General features: G+C 69.4%; 23 protein-coding genes, 1 tRNA gene and 1 pseudogene. 12 read left to right on the top strand and 13 right to left on the bottom strand.

From position 1 onward, the window contains the following. Window positions 1–2040, bottom strand: a pseudogene (locus ACTJKO_RS16160) (hypothetical protein); the annotation flags it as partial. A gap of 356 nt (window positions 2041–2396) precedes the next feature. Then, window positions 2397–3911, bottom strand: coding sequence for a response regulator transcription factor (locus tag ACTJKO_RS16165; protein ID WP_440690175.1), 1515 nt, complete (start codon window positions 3909–3911; stop codon window positions 2397–2399). A 285-nt stretch (window positions 3912–4196) separates the two neighbouring features. Here ACTJKO_RS16165 and ACTJKO_RS16170 point away from each other — a divergent pair, with 285 nt between their 5' ends. Then, window positions 4197–5045: a helix-turn-helix domain-containing protein gene (locus ACTJKO_RS16170; protein WP_440690176.1), complete on the top strand. Its 849-nt coding sequence runs from the start codon at window positions 4197–4199 to the stop codon at window positions 5043–5045. Window positions 5046–5094: 49 nt separating this feature from the next. Here ACTJKO_RS16170 and ACTJKO_RS16175 read toward each other — a convergent pair whose 3' ends face one another. Next, a complete protein-coding gene (locus ACTJKO_RS16175) occupies window positions 5095–5466 on the bottom strand; it encodes a winged helix-turn-helix transcriptional regulator (protein ID WP_440690299.1) in 372 nt (123 codons plus the stop codon). Between the two features lie 148 nt (window positions 5467–5614). On the opposite strand from ACTJKO_RS16175, the gene ACTJKO_RS16180 reads away from it, so the two are divergent. Both ACTJKO_RS16180 and ACTJKO_RS16185 read left to right on the top strand, forming a co-directional pair. Continuing rightward, the gene (locus ACTJKO_RS16180) at window positions 5615–6643 is read left to right on the top strand and encodes a zinc-binding alcohol dehydrogenase family protein (RefSeq protein ID WP_440690177.1); all 1029 of its coding nucleotides are present in this window, start codon (window positions 5615–5617) and stop codon (window positions 6641–6643) included. Between the two features lie 38 nt (window positions 6644–6681). After that, window positions 6682–7089 carry a GlcG/HbpS family heme-binding protein gene (locus ACTJKO_RS16185; protein WP_440690179.1) on the top strand — a complete coding sequence of 136 codons (408 nt, stop codon included), beginning with the start codon at window positions 6682–6684 and terminating at the stop codon, window positions 7087–7089. 529 nt (window positions 7090–7618) lie between these two features. Here the strand turns inward: ACTJKO_RS16185 and ACTJKO_RS16190 are convergent. After that, entirely contained in the window at window positions 7619–8146 is a 528-nt protein-coding gene (locus ACTJKO_RS16190; protein WP_440690181.1) for a hypothetical protein, read from the bottom strand. 521 nt (window positions 8147–8667) lie between these two features. Between ACTJKO_RS16190 and ACTJKO_RS16195 the strand changes: the two genes are divergently transcribed. Continuing rightward, the gene (locus ACTJKO_RS16195) at window positions 8668–8844 is read left to right on the top strand and encodes a hypothetical protein (RefSeq protein ID WP_440690183.1); all 177 of its coding nucleotides are present in this window, start codon (window positions 8668–8670) and stop codon (window positions 8842–8844) included. An 8-nt stretch (window positions 8845–8852) separates the two neighbouring features. On the opposite strand, the gene ACTJKO_RS16200 is transcribed toward ACTJKO_RS16195, so the two are convergent. Continuing rightward, window positions 8853–9305, bottom strand: a complete 453-nt coding sequence (locus tag ACTJKO_RS16200; RefSeq protein ID WP_440690185.1) for a MarR family winged helix-turn-helix transcriptional regulator — start codon at window positions 9303–9305, stop codon at window positions 8853–8855. Window positions 9306–9363: 58 nt separating this feature from the next. Here ACTJKO_RS16200 and ACTJKO_RS16205 point away from each other — a divergent pair, with 58 nt between their 5' ends. Beyond that, window positions 9364–10098, top strand: a complete 735-nt coding sequence (locus tag ACTJKO_RS16205) for an SDR family NAD(P)-dependent oxidoreductase (RefSeq protein WP_440690187.1) — start codon at window positions 9364–9366, stop codon at window positions 10096–10098. A 160-nt stretch (window positions 10099–10258) separates the two neighbouring features. Further along, window positions 10259–10456: a hypothetical protein gene (locus tag ACTJKO_RS16210; RefSeq protein ID WP_440690189.1), complete on the top strand. Its 198-nt coding sequence runs from the start codon at window positions 10259–10261 to the stop codon at window positions 10454–10456. 295 nt (window positions 10457–10751) lie between these two features. On the opposite strand, the gene ACTJKO_RS16215 is transcribed toward ACTJKO_RS16210, so the two are convergent. Further along, window positions 10752–11069, bottom strand: coding sequence for a hypothetical protein (locus tag ACTJKO_RS16215; protein ID WP_440690191.1), 318 nt, complete (start codon window positions 11067–11069; stop codon window positions 10752–10754). A 55-nt stretch (window positions 11070–11124) separates the two neighbouring features. Between ACTJKO_RS16215 and ACTJKO_RS16220 the strand changes: the two genes are divergently transcribed. The 3 genes from ACTJKO_RS16220 (at window position 11125) to ACTJKO_RS16230 (ending at window position 12842) form a co-directional block, all read left to right on the top strand. Further along, window positions 11125–11493 (top strand): GNAT family N-acetyltransferase, encoded by a 369-nt coding sequence (locus ACTJKO_RS16220; protein ID WP_440690193.1) that lies wholly within the window; start codon window positions 11125–11127, stop codon window positions 11491–11493. Window positions 11494–11555: 62 nt separating this feature from the next. After that, a complete protein-coding gene (locus ACTJKO_RS16225; RefSeq protein ID WP_440690195.1) occupies window positions 11556–12344 on the top strand; it encodes a hypothetical protein in 789 nt (262 codons plus the stop codon). Between the two features lie 93 nt (window positions 12345–12437). Further along, window positions 12438–12842: a DUF4259 domain-containing protein gene (locus ACTJKO_RS16230; protein WP_440690197.1), complete on the top strand. Its 405-nt coding sequence runs from the start codon at window positions 12438–12440 to the stop codon at window positions 12840–12842. 531 nt (window positions 12843–13373) lie between these two features. On the opposite strand, the gene ACTJKO_RS16235 is transcribed toward ACTJKO_RS16230, so the two are convergent. Beyond that, window positions 13374–13445, bottom strand: a tRNA-Gln gene (locus ACTJKO_RS16235). A gap of 79 nt (window positions 13446–13524) precedes the next feature. On the opposite strand from ACTJKO_RS16235, the gene ACTJKO_RS16240 reads away from it, so the two are divergent. The 3 genes from ACTJKO_RS16240 (at window position 13525) to ACTJKO_RS16250 (ending at window position 15240) form a co-directional block, all read left to right on the top strand. Then, entirely contained in the window at window positions 13525–14019 is a 495-nt protein-coding gene (locus tag ACTJKO_RS16240; RefSeq protein ID WP_440690199.1) for a MarR family winged helix-turn-helix transcriptional regulator, read from the top strand. A 133-nt stretch (window positions 14020–14152) separates the two neighbouring features. After that, complete coding sequence (locus tag ACTJKO_RS16245; protein WP_440690201.1) at window positions 14153–14581, top strand: VOC family protein; 429 nt, start codon at window positions 14153–14155, stop codon at window positions 14579–14581. A 56-nt stretch (window positions 14582–14637) separates the two neighbouring features. Beyond that, window positions 14638–15240, top strand: coding sequence for a hypothetical protein (locus ACTJKO_RS16250; RefSeq protein WP_440690203.1), 603 nt, complete (start codon window positions 14638–14640; stop codon window positions 15238–15240). Here the strand turns inward: ACTJKO_RS16250 and ACTJKO_RS16255 are convergent, their stop codons facing one another. The 6 genes from ACTJKO_RS16255 to ACTJKO_RS16280 all read right to left on the bottom strand — a co-directional run bounded on the left by ACTJKO_RS16255 (window position 15241) and on the right by ACTJKO_RS16280 (window position 20547). Next, window positions 15241–17088, bottom strand: coding sequence for an ABC-F family ATP-binding cassette domain-containing protein (locus tag ACTJKO_RS16255; RefSeq protein WP_440690205.1), 1848 nt, complete (start codon window positions 17086–17088; stop codon window positions 15241–15243). 282 nt (window positions 17089–17370) lie between these two features. Beyond that, on the bottom strand, window positions 17371–17769 hold the full coding sequence (locus ACTJKO_RS16260; protein ID WP_440690207.1) for a PLDc N-terminal domain-containing protein: 399 nt from the start codon (window positions 17767–17769) through the stop codon (window positions 17371–17373). Window positions 17770–17892: 123 nt separating this feature from the next. Beyond that, the gene (locus tag ACTJKO_RS16265) at window positions 17893–18336 is read right to left on the bottom strand and encodes a molybdenum cofactor biosynthesis protein MoaE (RefSeq protein ID WP_440690209.1); all 444 of its coding nucleotides are present in this window, start codon (window positions 18334–18336) and stop codon (window positions 17893–17895) included. After that, entirely contained in the window at window positions 18333–18845 is a 513-nt protein-coding gene (locus ACTJKO_RS16270; protein ID WP_440690211.1) for a MogA/MoaB family molybdenum cofactor biosynthesis protein, read from the bottom strand. The genes ACTJKO_RS16265 and ACTJKO_RS16270 overlap by 4 nt, the downstream gene beginning before the upstream one ends. After that, on the bottom strand, window positions 18842–19321 hold the full coding sequence (gene moaC, locus ACTJKO_RS16275; RefSeq protein ID WP_440690213.1) for a cyclic pyranopterin monophosphate synthase MoaC: 480 nt from the start codon (window positions 19319–19321) through the stop codon (window positions 18842–18844). Before moaC ends, ACTJKO_RS16270 begins: the two co-directional genes overlap by 4 nt. Next, window positions 19318–20547, bottom strand: coding sequence for a molybdopterin molybdotransferase MoeA (locus tag ACTJKO_RS16280; RefSeq protein ID WP_440690215.1), 1230 nt, complete (start codon window positions 20545–20547; stop codon window positions 19318–19320). The genes moaC and ACTJKO_RS16280 overlap by 4 nt, the downstream gene beginning before the upstream one ends. Window positions 20548–20642 lie beyond the last annotated feature (95 nt).

Consider the following 20642-nt stretch of genomic DNA (forward strand, 5'->3'; position numbering starts at 1 on the left):
CGCGTCGTCGAGGACCTTCGACAGGTCGTCCCTGAACGACGCCGGGTCGTCGGCGGTGTAGTCCCGCTGCCCGGTGTTCGTCACCGTGACGGTGTACGTGACGGTGTCACCAGCGGTGACGGTCGACGCGGAGGACGTCTTCGCGACCGTGTACGACCCGGACGGGATGTTCACCGTGCAGGACGGGTTGTCGGAGTCCGTGTCGCAGTCGCCGCCGTTGCCCGGGGGCGTCACGACGGTGTTGTCGATGAGCGAGTCGCCCGTGTCCGGGTCGTCGACCGTCACCGAGTACGTGATCGTCTCGGTCGCCCCGACCGCGAGCGGTCCCGACCAGGACAGCGTCGGCTCGTCGTAGGTGGCACCGTTCGACGCGTCGTTGTCGTACGTGGCGTCGTCGAGCACCGATGACAGGTCGTCCGTGAACGATGCCGGGTTCGCTGCGGTGTAGTCGGCCTTGCCAGTGTTCTTCACCGTCACCGTGTACGTGATCTTCTGGCCGGGGACGACCGTCGTGCGGTCCGCCGTCTTCGTCACCGAGTACGACTGCACGGGGGTTTCGGTCGTGCACGTCGCGTCCGGGTCGCAGCTGCCGCCGATCGAGGTGTCCGGGACGACGGCGTTCGTCAGGACCTTGTCGCCCGTGTCGGGGTCGTCGACCGTCACGGAGTAGGTGATCGTCTGGGTCGCACCAGCTGCGAGTGGGCCGGACCAGGACAGTGTGTTGCCCGTGACCGTTGCACCATTGGAGGCGTCACCGTTGTAGGTGGCGTCGTCGAGCACCTTCGACAGGTCGTCGGTGAACGTGGCCGGACGGTCCGCGGTGTAGCCGACCGTGCTGGTGTTCTTGACGGTGACCGTGTAGGTCACGGTCTGCCCGGGCTTCGCGGAAGCACGGTCCGCGGTCTTGGACACCGTGTAGCTCGGGTCGACGAAGTCGACCGTCGTGTCGCCCGGCGGGTTGAGTCCGGTCTCGGTGACGTTGTCCGGGCCGTTCGTGTAGGACCCGGCCGTGTTCGAGGTGACCTGGACCGTGATCGTGCAGGAGGCCTCCCCTGCAGCGAGGTTCCCGTTGGTGATCGCGACGGACGTTGCGCCTGCCGTTGCCGTGGTGGTCGCGTCGCAGGTGCCACCGACGGTGGAGTTCGCGAGCGTCAGCCCCGATGGCAGGTCGTCCGTGAACGACCAGCCGTTCTTCGCGGCGAGCTCGGACGTGTTCGTCACGGTGAACGTCAGCGTCGACGTGCCACCCGTCCGCACCGTGGTCGGGCTGAACACCTTGTCCAGCTGCGGCGTGACGTCCAGGATCCGGATGTTGTCGAAGGCCGCGTCGTTGCCGCCGCCGGAACCGTTGGTGTTCACCATCCGGATCCCCACGGAGGCGCCGCTCAGCAGCACGGAACCGTTCGAGGTGTACGTGCCGACGTTCGCCGTTCCCGCAGCCAGAGTGCCGACCGCTGGCGCGGTGACGGTGCGCGTGGAAGTGCACGCGTTGATCACGCCGCCGACCGGGGTGGCCGCGCCGCCGGCGTCGATGAAGGAGAACTGGTAGGCGGGAGCCGTCGCCACGGGAGGACAGTTCTGCGCAGCCGCGTCGACGCTGAACGTCAGGAAGCGGCCGGTGGCAGCGGCCAGGGGGATGTTCGCGGCCGTCGCGAACTCGACTGCGTTCGCTCCCGGGTTGCCCTCGGTGTACGCGGTCACGGCCTTGTTCGCTGCCGGGGTGGAGGAGCCCGCGTACGAGCCGAGCACCCAAGCAAGCTGGCGGACGTGGTCTCGGTCCCCTGCGTTCGCGCAGTTGCCCTGCGAGGTGGTGTTGAAGTTCAGCACCTGACCGTTGCAGCCGGTCAGCCAGGGTGCATCCGCGGTGTACTTCTGCCCGGTCGCGCCCGTGTAGTTCGTGAGCAGGACCGGGGCGTCACTCGGGGTGTTCTCGAAGTCCTCGGAGTAGAGGGTCGACGCCGTCTGGGGTGTACCAGGAGAACCGGGCACGGCGCTCGCGCGCTGCGCGTTCAACAGGGCCGTTCCGCCCAACGTGGACACGGTGAGCACGAGGGCGCCGAGGGCCGCGACCGAGCGCAGACGACGGGAGCGAAGCGCTGGTAGCACCCCCGATCGCCGATCGGCGGCATGCTTCCGCGTGCCGGGCCAGCGCAGGTTCATCTGATCCCCAACTCTTCAACCATCGATCGATCCACGCCGGCGGCTTGATCGGCGGCATGGACGAGGCAGCAGCAGCCGCCGCGCTCAGTCTTCACACAGTCTGAGAAGTCGCCCAGAGCAGAACCGGGATTGCTTCCCGGAATGCTCACCTCCCGGCGCTGCCACCCCTGAACGGGGGCCACCGTCTCGATCCGGAAGCAGGACCGGCAGCGGCGATGCCGGGGCGAGCGGCTCGTTCAGCCGCGCGCGAGCCCCGCGCGCAGCGCGATCTCGGCCGCTTCCCCGCGGGAGTTCACGCCGAGCTTCCGGTAGAGCCGTTGGGCAGCCGTCTTCACGCTGTTCGGGCTCAGGTACAGCTGCGCACCGATGTCGGCGAACTTCGCCTTCGTGCCGAGGAGCGCGAGCAGCTCGCGTTCCCGCGGCGTGAGCGTGCCGAGCGCCATCGGGACCGGTGTCGGTTCCACCCCGCGCTCCACCGCGATGGGGCGTCCCGTCGCTTCCGCGAAGAACGGCACCATCTCCTGCGGGAGGGTCCGGTACGGCGTGGTGAGCTGTTCGCGCTCGAGGATCGCGTGACCCCGTTCGAACAGCTCGACGGCCAGCGCCGGGCGGTCGAGGGCGCGACTCACCGCGGCGGCGAGCAGCAGTGCGTTGGCCCGGACCCGGGGGATGGCATGGTCCGTCGCTGCTGCCGGTTCCCGGACGAGTTCGGAGGCGCGCTCGAAGTCGCCTCGGGAGAATGCGTCGACCGCGTCCAGCAGGAGATCGGCCGTCGTCGTCGACCGCGGTCCGTCGTCGCCCGGCCGGATCCCCAACGTGAGCCGGACCGTCCGCAGGTAGCGGGCGTCCACCGGTCCGCGGGCGTTCCGCGGGTGACGGTCGAGCTCGTGCGCGAACTCGTTCTGGACCAGCGTCGCTTCCTCCCGTGTCACCACGTGAAGCGCCCGCACCCAGAGCGCGGGGGCCCAGTACTCCCCCGTCGGGTACGCGCGCATCCGCGCCAAGGCCACTCCAGCTGCCTGCCGGTCACCGCGCTCGAGCGCGATCAACGCGGCCGCCAGGTGGACGATCCCCTCGTACCGAGGGTCCGGATCCCCGACACCCAGTGCGGTTTCGAGCCACTGCGCCGCCACGTGGACGCGGCCGCGCTCGATGTGATGCCACGCCAAGTGGCCGGCGGCGACGCGGGCGACCTGCGGTTGTCGTGTGCGGAGACCGAGGTGGTGCGCCTGCTCGAACTCGTAGACCGCGCCGCGAGCTTCGGCAGCTTCCCGCGTCCGCCCCCACTGGATGAAGAAGTGCGGCAGGTTCGGCTGCACGCGATCCAGCTCCGCCGCCGTCGTGGGATCCGCAGCAGCACCGCGGGCCTGTTCCAGGAGGTGCCGACCTTCCTCCGCCGCCTCGAGTGCCTCCCGGACGTCACCCCGCACCCGAGCGTTGGCGGAGATCCCGGTCCGGACGGTCAGCTGCTGCGTCAACGTTCCACTGACCGGGCCCTCACCCGTGGAGAGGGCCCGGTTCGGATCGAAGCTCGTCGGGTCCTCACCGGACACGACGTGTTGCAGGTAGTTGGCAGCAACGACCAGCGTCGCGTCGTTGAGCAGGACGGACCCGGGGAGCACCCCGATCGCGTCGAGCACCTGTTCCGGGGCGGTGGTCGCGTACGCGTCCCAGTGCCTCCCGATCAGAGCTGCTGCAGCTTCCCACCCCTGCTCCAGCCCAGCACGTCGTACCGCGTCCGGCAGTTCCACGGCTGGAACGATCGACGTGTCCCCCGGACTCGTTGCCCGGTGGTCTGACATTGCGCCTCCTCGTGCATGACGCTTCGACCGTGTTCGGGCACCACGGAGAAGACCGTTCTTGACGTGTTGTCAGCTCATTCTTCCGCCAGATTGCGGGAATCGGCGACAGCGCGCGAGCATCTCGCCGGAATCGATCACATCTGCTGCCGAAAACGATGCGTGCCGTCGGCAACAGGTGATAACAACACGCGACGGCCTCCACGCCCCGGCGGGTCGGTGATGCATCATCGAACCGTGAGTACCGCACTGGCGATGGGGAAGGCCGCCGCCCAGCGGTGCAACGACTTCGGCTGGCACCCCCGAGGCGCGATCGACCAGACCCTCGTGGCGAACACCGTCGAGCAACCCCGGTTCGGCGTCGGCCATGCGTGGTCGCGCTCCGCCGGCTACGCACTCACCACGGCTCCGGAACGGACCTACCTCGTGCTGACCATGGAGGGCGGCTTCGAGTTCGACGTCGACGGGACACGCGTACCGACGGATGCAGGATCGCTGATCCTCCTCAGCGGCGAAGCGCCCACCACCGCACGCACCGTGACGGAGACCGCCCGCTACGTCTGGTACCTCGAACCCACCTTCCTGCGGCCCGGGAAAGGCCGCTTCCAGTACGGGGAGCCACTTCCCATCAGCGGGTCTGCCGCCCAGACGCTGATGACCATGACGAACGGCCTCCTGCAGTCCCCTCCCCCGACGACCGTCACCAGCCAACGACACCTCGCCCTCGCGTTCGAGAACCTCCTCGCCAGCGTCCTCGAAGAGTCGGCGCCCCGCACGCCGAAGGCCACGGGAGGGCATCGTGACGGGCTCTTCATGGCCGCGCAAGCCACGATCGAGACGTTCTTCCGCGACCCGGCGTTCACCGTCGGGCGGCTCGCTCGCGACCTCTCCGTGTCCGAGCGGACCCTCCGCGACACCTTCCACCGGATGGGGACCGCACCACGTCGCGAGATCGAACGGCGTCGACTGACGGAGGCGGTGCGGCTCGCGGGGACGGAGCACCTCACCGCCACCGAACGTGCCCTCCGTTCCGGATTCTCCTCCGCGCAGCAGCTCGCTCGCGCCAGGGCGCGTCAGGACGTGTGACGGGAGGCGCGGTGCCAGCTGGCGCCGTGCCTCCAGTCCGTAGCGCGCCTCAGTGACGGGTCACGTTCTCGTTCACCCAGTCGCGCAGGTGCGCGAGCGGTGCCGCAGCACCGCGCCCCAGGGGCGTGAGCGCGTACTCCACTCTCGGCGGGACCTCCGCGAACACGGTCCGGTCGACGAGACCGGCGTCCTCCATCCGCTTCAGCGAGGCCGACAGCACCTTCGGGCTGACGCCCTGCAGCTGGCGTCGGAGTTCGCCGAACCGCTGCGGACCGTCCTCGAGGACCCCGATCGCGAGCGCGGTCCACTTGTTCGCGAGCAGGTCGAGCATCTCCCGGCAGGGGCACGCTGCCGCGTACACGTCGTTCCGGTCGCACGCGTCGACGACGTGCGCGGCTTCGACGGGGCTGCTCATGGACATGGTCACAGCCGAACTGTAACCACCCCGACAGATGCCGGCAAGCGCTCGGTTCCCCAGGGGTACGGACTCGGACCAGGGGTTTCTCGGTTACCCCGCGGTAACCAGATGCCCTTGCGGGTAACCACGGGACCGGGTGCACGGTACTGACATGACCACGACGAACGAGGTCCGAGCGATCGGACAGACGGCAGCACTCCCCGTGACCAGCGCACGCAGCCTGGTGCCGACGACCATCTCCATGCCGGTGCCCGGGCCGCACGACCTGCTGGTGGAGGTCCACGCCGTGTCGGTCAACCCGGTCGACGTGAAGCTCCGCGGAGGCTCCGAGCCCGACGGCGGCGTCCGGGTGCTCGGGTTCGACGCGTCCGGCACCGTCCGTGCCGTCGGCGACGCCGTCACGCTGTTCGCTGCGGGAGACGAGGTGTACTACGCCGGTGCCATCGACCGGCCCGGCAGCAACGCCGAACTGCAGCTCGTCGACGAACGCATCGTCGGTCGACGTCCCCGCACGCTGTCGCACACCGAGGCCGCGGCACTCCCCCTGACCGCGATCACCGCGTGGGAGAGCCTGTTCGACAAGCTCCGCATCGCACCCGACGCCACGGGCACACTGCTCGTCATCGGAGGTGCGGGCGGTGTCGGCTCGATCGCGATCCAGCTCGTGCGGGCCCTGCTGCCGGGTGTCCGCGTGCTCGCGACCGCGTCCCGGCCCGAGAGTGCGGCCTGGGTCCGCGAGCTCGGCGCGCACGACGTCGTCGACCACCACGGCGACCTCGCCGCACAGGTCCTCGGCAACGAACCGGACGGCATCGACTGGATCCTCACCACCAACTCCTCCGGCCAGCTCCCCGTCTACGAGCGGGTGCTCCGCCCCTTCGGACAGATCGTCGCCATCGACGACCCGGAACACGTCGACGTCGTCGCGCTGAAGTCGAAAGCGCTCACCTGGCACTGGGAATTCATGTTCGCCCGCTCGCTGCACCGCGCTGCCGACATGGCGGAGCAGCACCGCATCCTCGACGAGGTCGCCGGCCTCGTCGACGCCGGGCGCATCCGCGGCACGGCCACCACCGTGCTCCGCCCGATCACGGCCGACACGCTCCGCGAGGCGCACGCCCTCGTCGAGAGCGGCCGCGTGATCGGCAAGGTCGTCGTCACCGACGAACCCGCTGCCTGACCCCGATACCCACCACCAATCAGAGAAGAGGAATCACCATGTCCATCACCCTGAACCAGGCTCAGCGCATCATCGCCGCGGCGGATGCGAAGGCCACCGAACTCGGCGTCCCGTCCTCCATCACCGTGCTCGACCGCGGTGCCCGCATGGTCGCCTCGGTCCGTCAGGACGGCGCCCCGCTCGTGTCCATCGACTCCAGCTTCGCGAAGGCCCGCACCTCGGTGTACTTCGGCGGTGCAGCCACCGGCGACCTCGCGGCGGCGATCCAGCCCGGCGCACCGCTCTACACGCTCGGAGCGGCGAGCAACGAGCCGCTGGCGTTCCTCGCCGGCGGACTCCCCATCACCGACGAGTCCGGAGCCGTGATCGGCGCGATCGGTTCCGGCGGCGGAACCCCCGACCAGGACGCCGTCATCGCGCAGGCCGGGGTCGAAGCGGCGCGCTGATGCTCTCCGGATCCGCGGGACGGACGGTCCTCGTCGTCTGCGCGGCTCCGGAACCGGGCGGGCGGGTGACGGCCCGGCCGCCCGGCCGCCCGGCACCCGCTCAGCGTGTCGTCCAGGAGGCGCTGCTCTCCGCCGACGCGCGGGTCCGGACGGAGGACGTCGGCTGCGAACACTGCACCCCTTCGACTGACGCGTTCGCCAGGATCGAGCGGTGAGCCGTTCCAGGCGCGGTGGTGGCGCTCCGAGCCCATTCCCGGTCCTCGCCGGCCAGTCCAGCTTCGCGATCACGAATGTGTCCCTGCCAAGGCACGACGAGTGCTTGGCGCAAACCTGTTCGTGCCGGTGAGGCCCCGGTCGGTGTGGATGTTGGACAGGAGGACTCCGAGCCGTTCGAGCGGGATGCGCTGAGCTGCGAAGCCCTGTTCGTACGTTGAGGCCCGGGCGTACCCGATGATTAGAGCGTTCATGGCGCGAGAAGCCGCTCCCCGGACCGAGTCAGCCGCGTCTCGGAACGGGAGGTGACGGTGCGTCAAGGTCGAAGCGCACCGTCATCGTCGCTCTGCTTGCGGCCGTGCATCACCCATCCGCGGAAAAACGGTAAGCCCACCGCCCCTGCCAAACCGATTGCGTACACGATGATCACGGAGAGACTGTCGTGGCTACCCGCGTAGTTCGACCACCGGATTCCCAACAGAACCTGAACCAACGGGCCCAGCGCTGCGATGACGCCGCCCGGGAGCACGGTCAGAAGCCATGTTCTGCGCCAGGATCGTTCCGTCCCAGCCCGGATCATGACCGCGCCAGTTGTCGCGCCTATCGCGACACCGCCCCAGAACCAGGACGCCCCTGACATCCGCCAACCGTCGTGAGTCCACCATGCTTCGATCAAGGCAGTCGTGCGTTCCCATGCATCAGTCCGCACGTATCTTCCCGGGAGCACCGGCAGCGGCCACCCGATGATCGCAAGAACACCGGTGACGGCAGCCGCCACACCGAGCAGCCATCGAATCAACCGGCGATGGTCGATCGGCTCAACGTCGAAAGACTCGATGCTCACCGTGCCACGGGCCCGGAAGTCACGATGCTCACAAACGGAGCGTATCCGCCACCCTGTAGCCGAGATCGCATCGGCGCCCGGTAGCCGATGGACTTCCAGGCACAGGACCAGTCGCATCCGTCGCCACGCGAACGGGGGCCATGCCAGCGGACGACTCCACGGCAGACTTGCCTGGGCGGCGAGCACCTTGCTCGCACGCCCAGAGGCAAGGGAGCCGCGGATGCAGTACGTCGTCGTGCAGGTGATTCTTGAAGGAAAAGCTCTGGGGAACGGGGTCTGGCAACTTGACCTCCCTCGAGAAGGCCATCAACGACCAAGCGGCAAAGGGATACCGTCTTCACACCATCACCACGGCAAGTAGCGGGAGCAAGGGACTGGGCGGCGGCGACCGCATCCAGGCGACGATGGTGTTCGAGAGCCTCAACTAACGCGCCGGGGGATCGGCGACCGCGGGTGGCGATCACCGGGGCGACCACAGACGGTAGGTTCACCACACTGACGTCGCAGGCGCGAAGTTGCCGGTGTCCTACACGCTCGTCTTCGGACTGGCCATCGTCGCGATTTCAATCGTGCGTTTGACACGTTCCGACATCGATCTGCTGCTGATGCTGCTCGACACAGCACTGGGGATCCTGTGGCTTGGTGCCGGGGTCTGGCGGTGGCGCTTCGGCCCCCGAAAGTGGAAGGGCGACCGGTAGCCGATCGGCTATCGCGACGGTGCTGGTGGGCTGTCGAGTGCGAGTTGTTCGAGGACGTGCACAAGCGAAGAGGGGTCTATGCCCTCGGTGCGTTGGACGAGATGCTTTCGGACCGCGTCAGCATGGATCGGTCGGGCCACACGCACGAGACGTGCTCCCTCGTCTGTGATGCGCACGAGCACACCGCCATCGACCGCGCTGCGGGTGACGAGTCCGCGATTCTCCATCCGCGTGAGCTGGTGGGACAAGCGGGTGCGGTCCCATCGCAGCGAGGCGCTGAGGTCGTTCTGGCGGAGCTCGCCGCCCCCGAGCTCGACGAGTCGGGTCACGATTCCGAAGTCTTGATCCGAGAGCCCGCAGCCTGCCTTGATGTCCTCGGCCACGCGCTGCCGGACGGTGTCCGCTGCGATCTTCCACGCGTGCCAGAGGCGTTGTTCCTGCTGAGTCAGGGGCGCGATCATGAAGCGACCCTATCGGTCCTCTGTTGACGCATCAACAGGGAAAGTGCATGCTGTTGACATGACAACATCAATCTTGCAGAAGGTCGCCCTGGTCACAGGCGGCAACAAGGGCATCGGCATCGCCATCGTTCGCGGCCTCGCCCGTGAAGGCTTCACCGTCCTCCTCGGCACGCGCAGCGCCGAGCTCGGACGGGCAGCCGCCACCACCGTCGACGGTGACGTGCGCCCGGTCGTTCTCGATGTGACCAATCAGGACCAGATCGACGCTCTCGTCGCGGACGTCGCTGACGAGTTCGGCCGGCTCGACGTCCTGGTGAACAACGCCGGCGTGAACACGCTCACGTTCCGCCCGCTGGAGAACCTGCCCAAGCCGACCGAGGAGAACGTCGACGACTTCAAGAGCGTCTACGAGGTCAACGTCTTCGGCGTCGTGCGGATGATCACCGCGTTCTTGCCGCTACTGACGAAGGCAGAGGCACCTCGCATCGTGAACGTGACGAGCAAGCGCGGTTCGATCGGGGAAGAGGGGGCATGGGTGGGGCAGCCCTCGATGGTGTACTCGAGCTCGAAGACCGCCCTCAACGCCCTGACCGTGCACTACGCCCGCGAGTTCGCGGAGACCACGTTGAAGATCAACGGCGCCGCCCCCGGCCACGTTGCCACGGACTTCAACGACTTCCGTGGCACCCGCACCCCCGATGAGGGAGCGGCTGTGGCGGTGCGGCTCGCGACCCTGCCTGCTGATGGGCCCACCGGCGCGGTCTTCGAGGACGACACGCAGCTCACTTGGTGATCGCGACCTCGCGCGAGAGATCCCGGTGGCGGCCATCCGGACATCAACCCGACGAGAGAAGCGTCCGAAGGGAAGCGGTCTCAACCGGCACTCGGCTACCGGACGACCGTCGGGTATCTGGCATCGCCAGTAGGGTTCGGCTGTGGAACCAGATGGCCGCATGTCCGAGACGACGTTTGCCGCCTACCTGATCGGCCCTTCGATCGCGATTGCTGGCGTCGTGGTTGTCTTCTTCTTCGGAGGGGTCGAGGGAGCGTCAGCCGGAGCGGCGCTGATCCTAGGAGGTCTGCTCATCGTGTGCACCGGGATGCTCGTGCGCGGCCTCAGCTGTCTGCGCCGCGGAGGTGACCACGATTAGGTGGTCACGACGCAGCTGGTTGCCCGGCGGCGAGGGTTCGATAGCCGATCGGGTGACGAACACCGGAGACAGTACGGCGGATGCCCACACTTGGCCCGACTCGAACGGGCTGCCTCCCTCTCCCAAACTCGACCGGGCCCTGTGGGCGGGTGACCGGCTAGGGCAAGCCGGAAGGATCGTATCGCAGCGCTCGGTGGGTTTGCATCAGGACTCGGTAGCCGATCGGCTATTGAACACGCTCAACAGCACCGCACGCGGCGGAGTGCTGGTTGCATGCCCGACCAACAAAGAGGCATCACTGCAACAGGGACTGCACCGCGTTCCACAGATTGAACTGCTTACCACCTGCGAGGAGCGCGCCGGCTTTCTTGTAGCGGTAGTTTGTCGCGCCGGGCATGCCTGCGCCGAGCAGGCGGACACTGCCGACTAGGTGACCATCATCGGCGCTCGTCACCTTCCAGTCCGAGGGAAATCCGACCGGTGGGCCTTCGCAGGTCGCCACGTAACGGTGTCCTGTGTCGGTCTCAACTTCGAACTGCTGTACGTGGTCGAGGGCGGCGTCACGGTCCTGGGTTCGGCCCTGCACTGTCACCGATTTGATGTTCGCTTGCACTGCTCGACGCCTCGAACTACGCGCAGCGACTCTCGCAGACCTCGCGGACCTTGCCGTGGTCCTTGAGCAACCACTGAACGAGTGTCATGACGCCGTCGAGCAGTGGCTCGAGCGCAGCCGAGTCTGGCTCGCCACGGATGGTGTTACGGTCCTCGGATTCGCTGTCACTGACCAGTCCTTCTTCGGGAATAAGTTCGTCGAACTCGTCCGCGTTCTGCCCGCGGCCCGGCGCCGCGGAGTGGCGTCAGGGCTGCTCGCTGCCGTGAGCGCCGCGCGTCGGACGCCGAAGCTCTTCACTTCGACGAACCTCTCGAACCACCCGATGCAGCTCGTTCTCGCCACGCTTGGTTGGACATTCGCAGGGATCGTGTACGGCCTCGATGACGGTGACCCCGAACTCTTCTATCAAGCACCGTCTCACTAGAGGATCGTCGCCTCAGACTGCTTCGCCCGAGACACTGGTGTCTGCCGTGCCAGGCTGACAGCATGATCCTGCTGACCGAGGCCTCCCGCGGTGCTTGGCTCGTCAAGCGAGCCGGCAGATGGGCGACTGTCGGCGGTGTCGCTGGCACGGGCTTCGAAGCGTACGCGCGGCTGCTGCACCCGGTGGATGCGCACCGCGCTGACCCGAACACGGTCGACGAGTGGGGAAATCCCGTCGACGTCGAACAGACGCGATGGCAGTGGGCTGAGGTCGCGCGGCGCAACGGCCGCGTGATGCATCCCCTGGTGCAGTGGTTCCGCATCACGGACGATGAGCAGACCAGGGACTGGTCGGATGGGTGGAGCGTCGGTCAGTCCGACGATGGGTGGTTCGACCCTGCGGATCTCGCGGTCCTGACCACACACCTTCGGGTCGCGACAGGGACACCGGACGACGTGGTGATCGGTGCGTGGGAAGGCACCGGCAACCCACCGTGGGCGGAGAGAAGTCGGAACGAGCTCGCGCGCGCTCGCATGCAGATGCACTGGCCCGGTCGGGACATGTGGTTGTTCAGCACGAGCTTGAGCGAGCTTGCGGACCCGACATGGGCGCAACGCACCGTTCCGGGTTGGGAATGCAGCCGCTACGGCCAGGAGGGGCCGTACACGTCGCTGATCTGGCCCGAGGATCACTCATGGGTGGTCGCGTCGGAGGAGGACTGGGACTCGACGATCGTCGCCGGCTCGCGCGCACTCATCGACAACATCCTCGAGGACGACCGTTACGAGGCCTTCGAGGTCGACGAAGATGACGACCTGAGCTGGGACGGCGATCTCCTCAACCCCCGTTGATCACATCGACCGGGTGTCCGGGCCCATTGGGCGCCCGGTAGCGGACCGACTTTCGGACTAGGGCTCGTCCGCTCCACGTCCTACTCTTGCGGAATGGGGACGTGGAGCGCCGAGCCAGTCGGAAATGACGCCGCGGCCGATTTCGTCGCGGAACTCGACGGTCAGAAACGGTGGACGGTCGTCAAGGCGGCCTTCATGGACGCGGCAAGAGCCGGGCGCATGCTCGACGGCGATGTCGCTGCCACCGCCATCGCAGCGGCGGAGGTCGTTGCGCACGGACTGGGCCGTCCATCGCAGACCGACGCGTACACCGAGGGTATTAAGCGATTCGTCAACCGCGCACGCAGACCGAGCCGCCGTCTCGCAGACCGAGCGGTGCGTGCGGTCGAACTCGCCGCGCGCCCGGACGGAGAGCTCGCGGAATTGTGGGCCGAGACCGGGACGACTGAATGGCAGGAAGCGCTCGCTCGCCTGGTTGCTCATCTCGAGAGGAAGTAAGCAGTGCTGCGATCCGCGAGACCATCTGACGTTGCAGAGCGCAAGCGACCGGTGTGAACACTGCACCTGCCTCTGACGGCACCGTCGTGCTGCGGCGGCCGGCTAGCTCGGAGGAACTCAGTTTCGTCGAGGAGAGTTGCTGGTCGGCTTGGCCGCGCGATCACGCCTTCCTAGTAGTTGGCACGCCTGAAGGGATCGATGGCCTCGTATGGTCCTCTGGACCACCGGGGCACAAATTCTGTCCCGCCGTCGCGCTGCGGCACCGGCTCGTGGCTCAAGTCCATGGATTCCATGTCGAAGCGCTGAGGGGCCAGGCCTCTCTTCATGCGAGCCCGGCGTTCTTGAACAGCCCTCGATCTCAGGGGTTAGCTGCCTGATTCTTCCGCGTACGTCGCTCGCTCGCCGTGGGCCGGGACCCACAGAACGGCGAGGACGAGAACAGGAGCGGTCTGGAGCCGCGATCTGGCGCCGCCAGCAGCCTCCACACGAAGAAGAATGACCCGGGATGCCGCAAAGCCGAAGAGGCCGCTGCTCCGCCTCCAGGATTCGAACCCGGACCTCACGGCACCAAAGGCCGTCGTGCTGCCATTACACCAAGGCGGAACGCGCACGGAGGCGCTCGACCATCCTCCCACGACCGGACGGCTGGCCGTGCACGCCCTGCTTCGGCCAAGATGGGGGGATGCCGCAGGAGGACGAGGTCGATCGCATCGTCGCTGCGTGGGGACGTGAACGCGACGACCTGGACTTCGGTCCGCTCGAGGTCCTGTCGCGCGTGGACCGGTTGGCGCGGCACCTCGACCGTGCACGTCGAGCCGCGTTCGACGAGAGCGACGTCGAGCCGTGGGAGTTCGACGTGCTCTCGGCGCTGCGGCGTGCGGGCGAGCCGTACGAGCTGAGCCCGAAGACGCTCCTGCAGCAGACGCTGGTGTCGAGCGGAACGATGACAAACCGGGTGGACCGGCTTGCGGCACGAGGGCTCGTTGCCCGACGCACGGATCCGCGGGACGGCCGCGGCATCCTCGTCTCCCTGACCGCTGCGGGCCGGACGGCGGTCGACGCGGCGATCGCGGACCTGCTGGCCGCCGAACGGGACATCCTGGCGGGTGTCTCGGACGCCGAGCAGGACCAGCTGTCGGGGCTGCTCCGACGCCTGATCCTCGGCCTCGGCGACTGAGCAGCCGCCTCTGGCCGGGCGACTGCGCAGTCACCTCCGACCGGGCAACTGCGCAGTCGCCTCCGACCCGGTGATCGAGCAGGCCGCTCGGACCCGGCGACCGGGCGGTGCCGCGCCGGGTACCCTCCGGCGCATGCACGCCATCACGCTCGCCGTCGCCGACATCGCCCGCTCCGCCGCGTTCTACCGTGCCCTGCTCGGGCTCGACGGCAGTGGCGTCATCGGCACGGAGTACCCCGCAACCGAGACCCAGGCGGGCGGGACGACGGCGATGCTCACACTCGACGACGGTCTCATCGTCAGCGTGTACGGCCGCGACGACATGGCGAAGGACTCCGGCGTCCGCCCGGCGCCGGGGCCGAGTGCGGTGATCGGGCACTTCGTCGAGTCGGCGGCCGCCGTCGACGCCGTCCTCGACCGGGCACGGGACGCCGGCGCGATGATGCTCGAGCCGCCGTACACACGACCGTGGGGCATGTACTCCGGGTTCTTCCAGGACCCGGACGGCCACCTGTGGGAGGTCGTCGCGAACCCTGGTGGCGGCGATCCCGCCGACGGGTAGACCACGGCCGCGGACTGGGGGGAGACCCTGCGGGAGGAGTGCCCTAGGTTGAGCACGTGAACGTGGGGCGGGCCGTCATCGGAGCGAGCACCATCGGCGCGCTCGTGCTCGCCGTCGGCCTCGGGGTCGCGGTCGCGCCAGCCGGCGAGCTCACGACGACCGCGATCAGCGGCGGAGCCTGCTCCACCTTCCCCGTGGGCTCGGCGGGCGCGTCGTCGTGGTTCATGGCGGAGATGCAGAACGACACGGGCTCGGACATCCGGGTCCACGACGTCCGTGCCGTGGAGCTGCGCAACGTGACGCTCGACCGGCTCGCGATCGCCCCCGAGCCGCGGACGGACAGCCCTGGGCTCATCGCGACCGACGACGCTGCGATGCCCGAGGAGTACGGCCGGACCGTCCCGGTCGACAGCGGCTTCGTGGTGCCTGCCCACTGTGAGCTCGACATCGTGGGCCGGATCGTGCTGCGGGACCCGGAGCACGCGGGCGAGGTGCAGGGGTTCGCCGTCACGACGACGGGGAACCTCGGCACGCTCCGGACCTCGAGGACGCCGGAGACGTACGGTGTCGCGATCGCGCGCCGCGACGCTCCGGATGACACCCCCTGCTTCGTGTCCGACCCGTTCGAACCACCCGGCTGGGCGAAGAACGTCGGCTGACTACACCCCGAGCGCCTCCGCCACCTCGAGCCAGCGCTCCTCGAGCTGCTCGACCTCGCTCTCGAGGGCGGTGAGCTGCGTCTGGAGCGCCCCGAGTCCCTCGTAGTCCGACTGGTCGTGGCTCGCGAACTGGTCGAGCAGCTTCTGCCGGTCGGCGCCGACCTTCGCGATGCGCCGGTCGAGCGCGGACATCTCCTTCTCGGCTGCCCGCCGGTCCGCACCGGTCAGACCGGGTGCGGCAGGGTCGGTGGACCCGGCCGCGGGACCGGTCGCAGCGGCGCCGCCGGCGGTGTCGGGCCTCCCGGCAGACGCGGCGGCAGCCGCTGAGGCTGTCCCTCCACCGGTGCCGGCCGCCCGGAGCCGCATGTACTCGTCGACGCCGCCCGGCAGGTGCCGGAGGTGCCCGCCGAGCACGGCGTACTGCTGGTCGGTGACCCGTTCGAGCAGGTACCGGTCGTGGGAGACGACGAGGAGGGTGCCCGGCCAGGTGTCGAGCAGGTCCTCCATCGCGGCGAGCATGTCGGTGTCGAGGTCGTTCGTCGGCTCGTCGAGGATCAGCACGTTCGGCTCGTCGAGCAGGATGAGCATGAGCTGGAGGCGCCGCTTCTGCCCGCCGCTCAGGTCCTTGACGGGCGTCGAGAGCTGCGCGGACGTGAACCCGAGCCGTTCGAGCAGTTGCGACGGCGTCATCTCCTTGCCGTCGGCGACGTAGCTCGTCTTCTTGCGGGCGACGACCTCGCGGACGCGGTCGTCGGCGAACTGGTGCAGGTCGGCGAGCTGCTGGTCGAGCACGGCGACCTGCACGGTCTTGCCGGTCTTCACCCGACCACTGGTGGGCTGGAGGCGACCGGACACGAGGTTCAGCAGCGTCGACTTGCCTGCGCCGTTCGGCCCGAGGATCCCGGTGCGCTCCCCCGGCGCGATCCGCCACTCGACGCGGTCGAGGATCGTGGTGCCGTCGAACGCGACGCTCACGTCGAGCAGGTCGACGACGTCCTTCCCCAACCGGGCGGTCGCGGTCTTCGACAGGGCGACGGTGTCGCGGATCGGCGGGACGTCGTCGATGAGGGCGTTCGCCGCCTCGATGCGGAACTTCGGCTTGCTCGTCCGGGCCGGGGCGCCGCGGCGCAGCCAGGCGAGCTCCTTGCGGGCCAGGTTCTGCCGACGCTGCTCGCTCGCCGCCGCCTGCCGGTCACGTTCGACACGCTGGAGGATGTACGCCGCGTAGCCGCCCTCGAACGGCTCGACGATGCCGTCGTGCACCTCCCACGTGTCCGTCGACACCGCGTCGAGGAACCACCGGTCGTGCGTCACGACGACGAGGCCGCCCTGGTTCGCGGACCACCGGCGGTTTATGTGCTCGGCGAGCCACTGGATGCCCTCGACATCGAGGTGGTTCGTGGGCTCGTCGAGGAACAGGACGTCCCAGTCGCCGACGAGCAGCCGGGCGAGGGCGACGCGGCGCCGCTGGCCGCCGGAGAGCTCGTCGACACTGACGTCCCACGGGATGTCCGACACGAGGCCGCCGATGATGTCGCGGTTCTTCGGGTCGCCGGCCCACTCGTGCTCCTCGCGGTCGCCGACGACGACGCTGCCCACGGTCGCACCCTCTGGCAGGACGTCGCGCTGGTCGAGGTAGCCGACCGTCAGGCCGCGACGGTGCGTGACGCGGCCGCCGTCCGGTTCGAGGCGCTGTGACAGCAGTGCGAGCAGCGTCGACTTGCCGTCGCCGTTCCGGCCGACGACGCCGATGCGGTCACCCTCGTCGATGCCGAGGGTGACGCTGTCGAAGACGACACGGGTGGGGAACTCGAGATGCAGGTTCTCGGCGCCGAGGAGATGAGCCACCCGTCAAGGGTAGGCGGCGCGTCGGGGTGCGCGGTGCGGGGGCGGCGGCGGGGCGGGCGCGGGCGGGGCGGGTGCGGGCGCGTGGCGGGGCGGGGCGGGGCGACTCGGAACGACGTTGTCGACGTCGTACGACACCGATGATGTCGCTCGCGCGCGGCTGCAACAGTTGCGGGCGCTGGGGAACGACGAAGTCGCTGTCGTACGACAGCGACGTTGTCGCCCGACAGCGGCCCCCGCTCCGCCCCACCCGGCACGCGCAGCGGATCGGCCAGGAGGCGCGGCTCAGCTGCCCGGGGTCGGCTCGCCCTCGCCGGCGGCCTCCTTCGCCCGACGCAGGCGTGCCTGGGCCTCCCAGTACTCGATCTCACGCTCGAGCTCGGCGAGCTCCTGCTCCGTGCCGCTCACCCGCTTGTCCCCGTGGGCGCTGCGGGCGTCCTTCAGCGTGGCGTACTGGTCTTCGTGGCGCTTCGGCTCGATGTAGCGGCCGTGGTTCCGGTCGCTCTGGCTCCAGTCGTGCCCGACGGCGAACCACACGATGCTGCCGACGACGGGCAGGAAGATGCAGATCAGGATCCACGCGAACTTCGGCAGACCGCGCACCTGGTCGTCGCTCTTCGTGATGATGTCGATCAGGGCGAAGACCAGGAGGACGATCGACGCCCCGTACAGCAGCACGCTCATGAGCAGCGAGTCTATGGATCAGCTTGGAGTGCCGCTACGCCCCGAACGCGTGCCGCGGTTGCGATCCGGCAACGGTCAGATCGTCGCGTGTGCGGCTGCGCGTCGTTGACCACCCTTCGCCAGTCAGAGGGCGGCGACCCACTCGTCGGAGCCGTCGGTGAAACGCTGGTGCTTCCAGATCGGCACGCGTTCCTTCACGAGGTCGACCAGGGCCCCGCAGGCCGCGAACGCCTCGGCACGGTGCGCTGCCGACACGGCAGCGGCGAGCGCGACGTCCCCGATGCCGAGCGCCCCGACACGGTGCAGCACGGCAATGCGGACCCCGGGGTGGGCGTCGGCGATGGCGCGGGCCACGTCGGCGATGACGGCACCGGCACTCGGGTGCCGTTCGTACTCGAGCGCGGTCACTCCCTTGCCGCCGTCGTGGTCACGCACGACGCCCGCGAACGTCACGACCGCTCCGTCCTGGTCGGTCGCGACCACGGCGGAGACCTCGTCCACCGTGATCGGCCGGTCGACGACGTCGGCGAGCACCACCCGAGGGTCGGCCTGGTCGACCCCGGTCACGATGCGCTCCGCGGCGCGTGCCCCTCGCCCGACACCTGCGCGAGCACGTGGTCGAGCAGCCCGTCGAGCACTGCGAGCCCGTCGGCGACACCGCCCCGGGACCCGGGCAACGTGACGACGAGCGTGCCGCCCGCGGCGATCCCGGCGATCCCGCGGCTCAGGAGCGCGGTCGGTCCGGCTCCTGCCAGTCCGCGACGCCGGATCTCCTCGGTGATGCCGGGGAGCTCGAGGTCGATGAGCGGCGCGATCGCTTCGGGCGTGCGATCGGTGGGCGTCACGCCGGTCCCACCCGTGGTGATGACGACCCGGGCATCGGCGAGGAGTTCGGCGGACACGGTCTCGGCGACGGGGCCGCCGTCGGCGACGATGATCGGCTCCGCGACGGCGAAGGCGTGTTCCCGGAGCCACTCGGCGATGACGGCACCGGTGCGGTCGAGGGCGGGATCGATGGATGCCTGGGTCGACACGACCACGACGGCTGCCCGACCCCGGGTCGGCCTTGCGCTCATCGGTTGCTCCAGTCCCCGGACCGGCCGCCGTGCTTCTCGAGCACACGGACCCCCGTGATCGTGGCCGCCCGGTCGACGGCCTTCACCATGTCGTACACGGTGAGCGCCGCGACGCTCGCACCGGTCAGGGCCTCCATCTCGACGCCCGTCCGCGAGGTGGTCCGGACCGACACCTCGACGACCACCCGATCCCCGTCCCCCGCGATGTCGACCTCGACGCCCGCGATGGGCAGCGGGTGGCAGAGCGGGATGAGGGCCGAGGTCTTCTTCACCGCCATGATCGCCGCGATCCTCGCCGTGCCCACGACCTCGCCCTTCGGCAGGGAGCCGTCGAGGATGCGGGTGACGACGTCCGGGCGGGTGACGAGGGTGGCCGTGGCCGTTGCGGTCCGCACGGTGACGTCCTTGTCGGAGACGTCGACCATGTGTGCGGTCCCGTCCGCCCGGACGTGTGAGAGCGGGGTGGCGTCGGTCATCGGAGGCTCCAGACGGTGAGCGGGTCACCCGGTGCGACCTCGGCGGTGCCGACCGGGACGTGGACGAGGTGCGTGGCCGCTGCGTAGTGGGCGAGCAGGTGCGAACTCGGGCCGCCGACGAAGCGGACGCGTCCGTCCTCGACCCTGCCGCGCCGGACCTGGTGCTTCCCCGCCGGTGAGTTCGCGGCGTCGGCCGCGGGCAGCACCGCGACCGGGCGGTCGTCGGGGAGACCGGCGTCGAGGGCGAGCAACGGGCGCAGGAACACTTCGAACGACACGAGCGCGGACACCGGGTTGCCCGGGAACGACACCACCGGCACCGATCGACCGGCGAGGGCGATGGTGCCGGACGCCTGCGGACCACCCGGCTGCATCGCCACCGGTGTGACGGCGAGCCCCAGCGGGCCGAGCGCCTGTCGTACGACCTCGTACGCGCCGGCGCTGATGCCGCCGGTGGTGATGACGAGGTCGGCCCAGTCCCCCACGGCGGCGTCGAGGGCCGCGACGAACGCCTCGTCGTCGTCCGCGAGCCGGATGGATCGCGTCTCCGCCCCGACCTCGGCGAGCGCCGCCCGCAGTGCGATGCCGTTCGCGTCGCCGATCGTCGCTTCCCCGGCACCGCGGAGCTCGGACCCCGTCGACACGACGAGCACGCGGAGCCGCCGGACGACGTCGACGGAGACGACCCCGGCGGACGCGAGGGTCCCGAGGAGGGCGGGCGTGACGCGTGCTCCGGCGGGCGCGAGTTCACCGCCGCGGGCGAGGTCCGTGCCGGTCCCCCGGACGAAGGTGCCCGCGGTGAGGTCGCCGGGCACGGCGACCGATGTCAGTGCGAGCGCGGCGGGGAAGCCACCGGGCTCGGTCGACTCCACCGGGAACACGGCGTCGGCGCCGTCGGGGATCCGCGCGCCGGTCATGATCGGCGCCGCGGTGCCCGGATCGAGCGGAGGCGGGACCACCCCCGCGGGGATCGGTGCCACGACGTGGACGCGGGTGCCTGCGTCGGCGGTGCGGACGGCGAAGCCGTCCATCTGGCTGTTGTCGAACGGTGGGAGCGGCACGGGTGCGACGACCGCCCGACCGAGTTCGCGGTGGCCCCGTCCGGCGCCGGCGTCGGTCGCGAGGTCGTCGACGGTCCGTGCCTCCAGTCCGGAACGACGTCTGGCGGACAGCACCGGTGCGACGAGAGCCGCGATCTCGTCGCGGTGCTGACCGATCGTTCGCACGTGGGCCTCCGAACAGGTGGGATGTGTGCCCGCTCCCGGCTCGTCCGGTGGCGGTCCCAGTAGCGTAACGAGCGCGCCCGACGCGCTGAGGACCA

It is taken from the genome of Curtobacterium sp. 22159, from assembly GCF_052045775.1.
GTDB lineage: Bacteria > Actinomycetota > Actinomycetes > Actinomycetales > Microbacteriaceae > Curtobacterium.

Excerpts from the sequence above, each read along its gene's own strand:
- ACTJKO_RS16260 (WP_440690207.1), bottom strand. The coding sequence starts at position 17,769 with ATGAGCGTGCTGCTGTACGGGGCGTCGATCGTCCTCCTGGTCTTCGCC.
- ACTJKO_RS16185 (WP_440690179.1), top strand. The coding sequence starts at position 6,682 with ATGTCCATCACCCTGAACCAGGCTCAGCGCATCATCGCCGCGGCGGAT.
- ACTJKO_RS16175 (WP_440690299.1), bottom strand. The coding sequence starts at position 5,466 with ATGTCCATGAGCAGCCCCGTCGAAGCCGCGCACGTCGTCGACGCGTGC.
- ACTJKO_RS16205 (WP_440690187.1), top strand. The coding sequence starts at position 9,364 with ATGACAACATCAATCTTGCAGAAGGTCGCCCTGGTCACAGGCGGCAAC.
- ACTJKO_RS16230 (WP_440690197.1), top strand. The coding sequence starts at position 12,438 with ATGGGGACGTGGAGCGCCGAGCCAGTCGGAAATGACGCCGCGGCCGAT.
- ACTJKO_RS16210 (WP_440690189.1), top strand. The coding sequence starts at position 10,259 with ATGTCCGAGACGACGTTTGCCGCCTACCTGATCGGCCCTTCGATCGCG.
- ACTJKO_RS16245 (WP_440690201.1), top strand. The coding sequence starts at position 14,153 with ATGCACGCCATCACGCTCGCCGTCGCCGACATCGCCCGCTCCGCCGCG.
- ACTJKO_RS16200 (WP_440690185.1), bottom strand. The coding sequence starts at position 9,305 with ATGATCGCGCCCCTGACTCAGCAGGAACAACGCCTCTGGCACGCGTGG.
- ACTJKO_RS16225 (WP_440690195.1), top strand. The coding sequence starts at position 11,556 with ATGATCCTGCTGACCGAGGCCTCCCGCGGTGCTTGGCTCGTCAAGCGA.
- ACTJKO_RS16240 (WP_440690199.1), top strand. The coding sequence starts at position 13,525 with ATGCCGCAGGAGGACGAGGTCGATCGCATCGTCGCTGCGTGGGGACGT.
- ACTJKO_RS16270 (WP_440690211.1), bottom strand. The coding sequence starts at position 18,845 with ATGAGCGCAAGGCCGACCCGGGGTCGGGCAGCCGTCGTGGTCGTGTCG.
- moaC (WP_440690213.1), bottom strand. The coding sequence starts at position 19,321 with ATGACCGACGCCACCCCGCTCTCACACGTCCGGGCGGACGGGACCGCA.
- ACTJKO_RS16180 (WP_440690177.1), top strand. The coding sequence starts at position 5,615 with ATGACCACGACGAACGAGGTCCGAGCGATCGGACAGACGGCAGCACTC.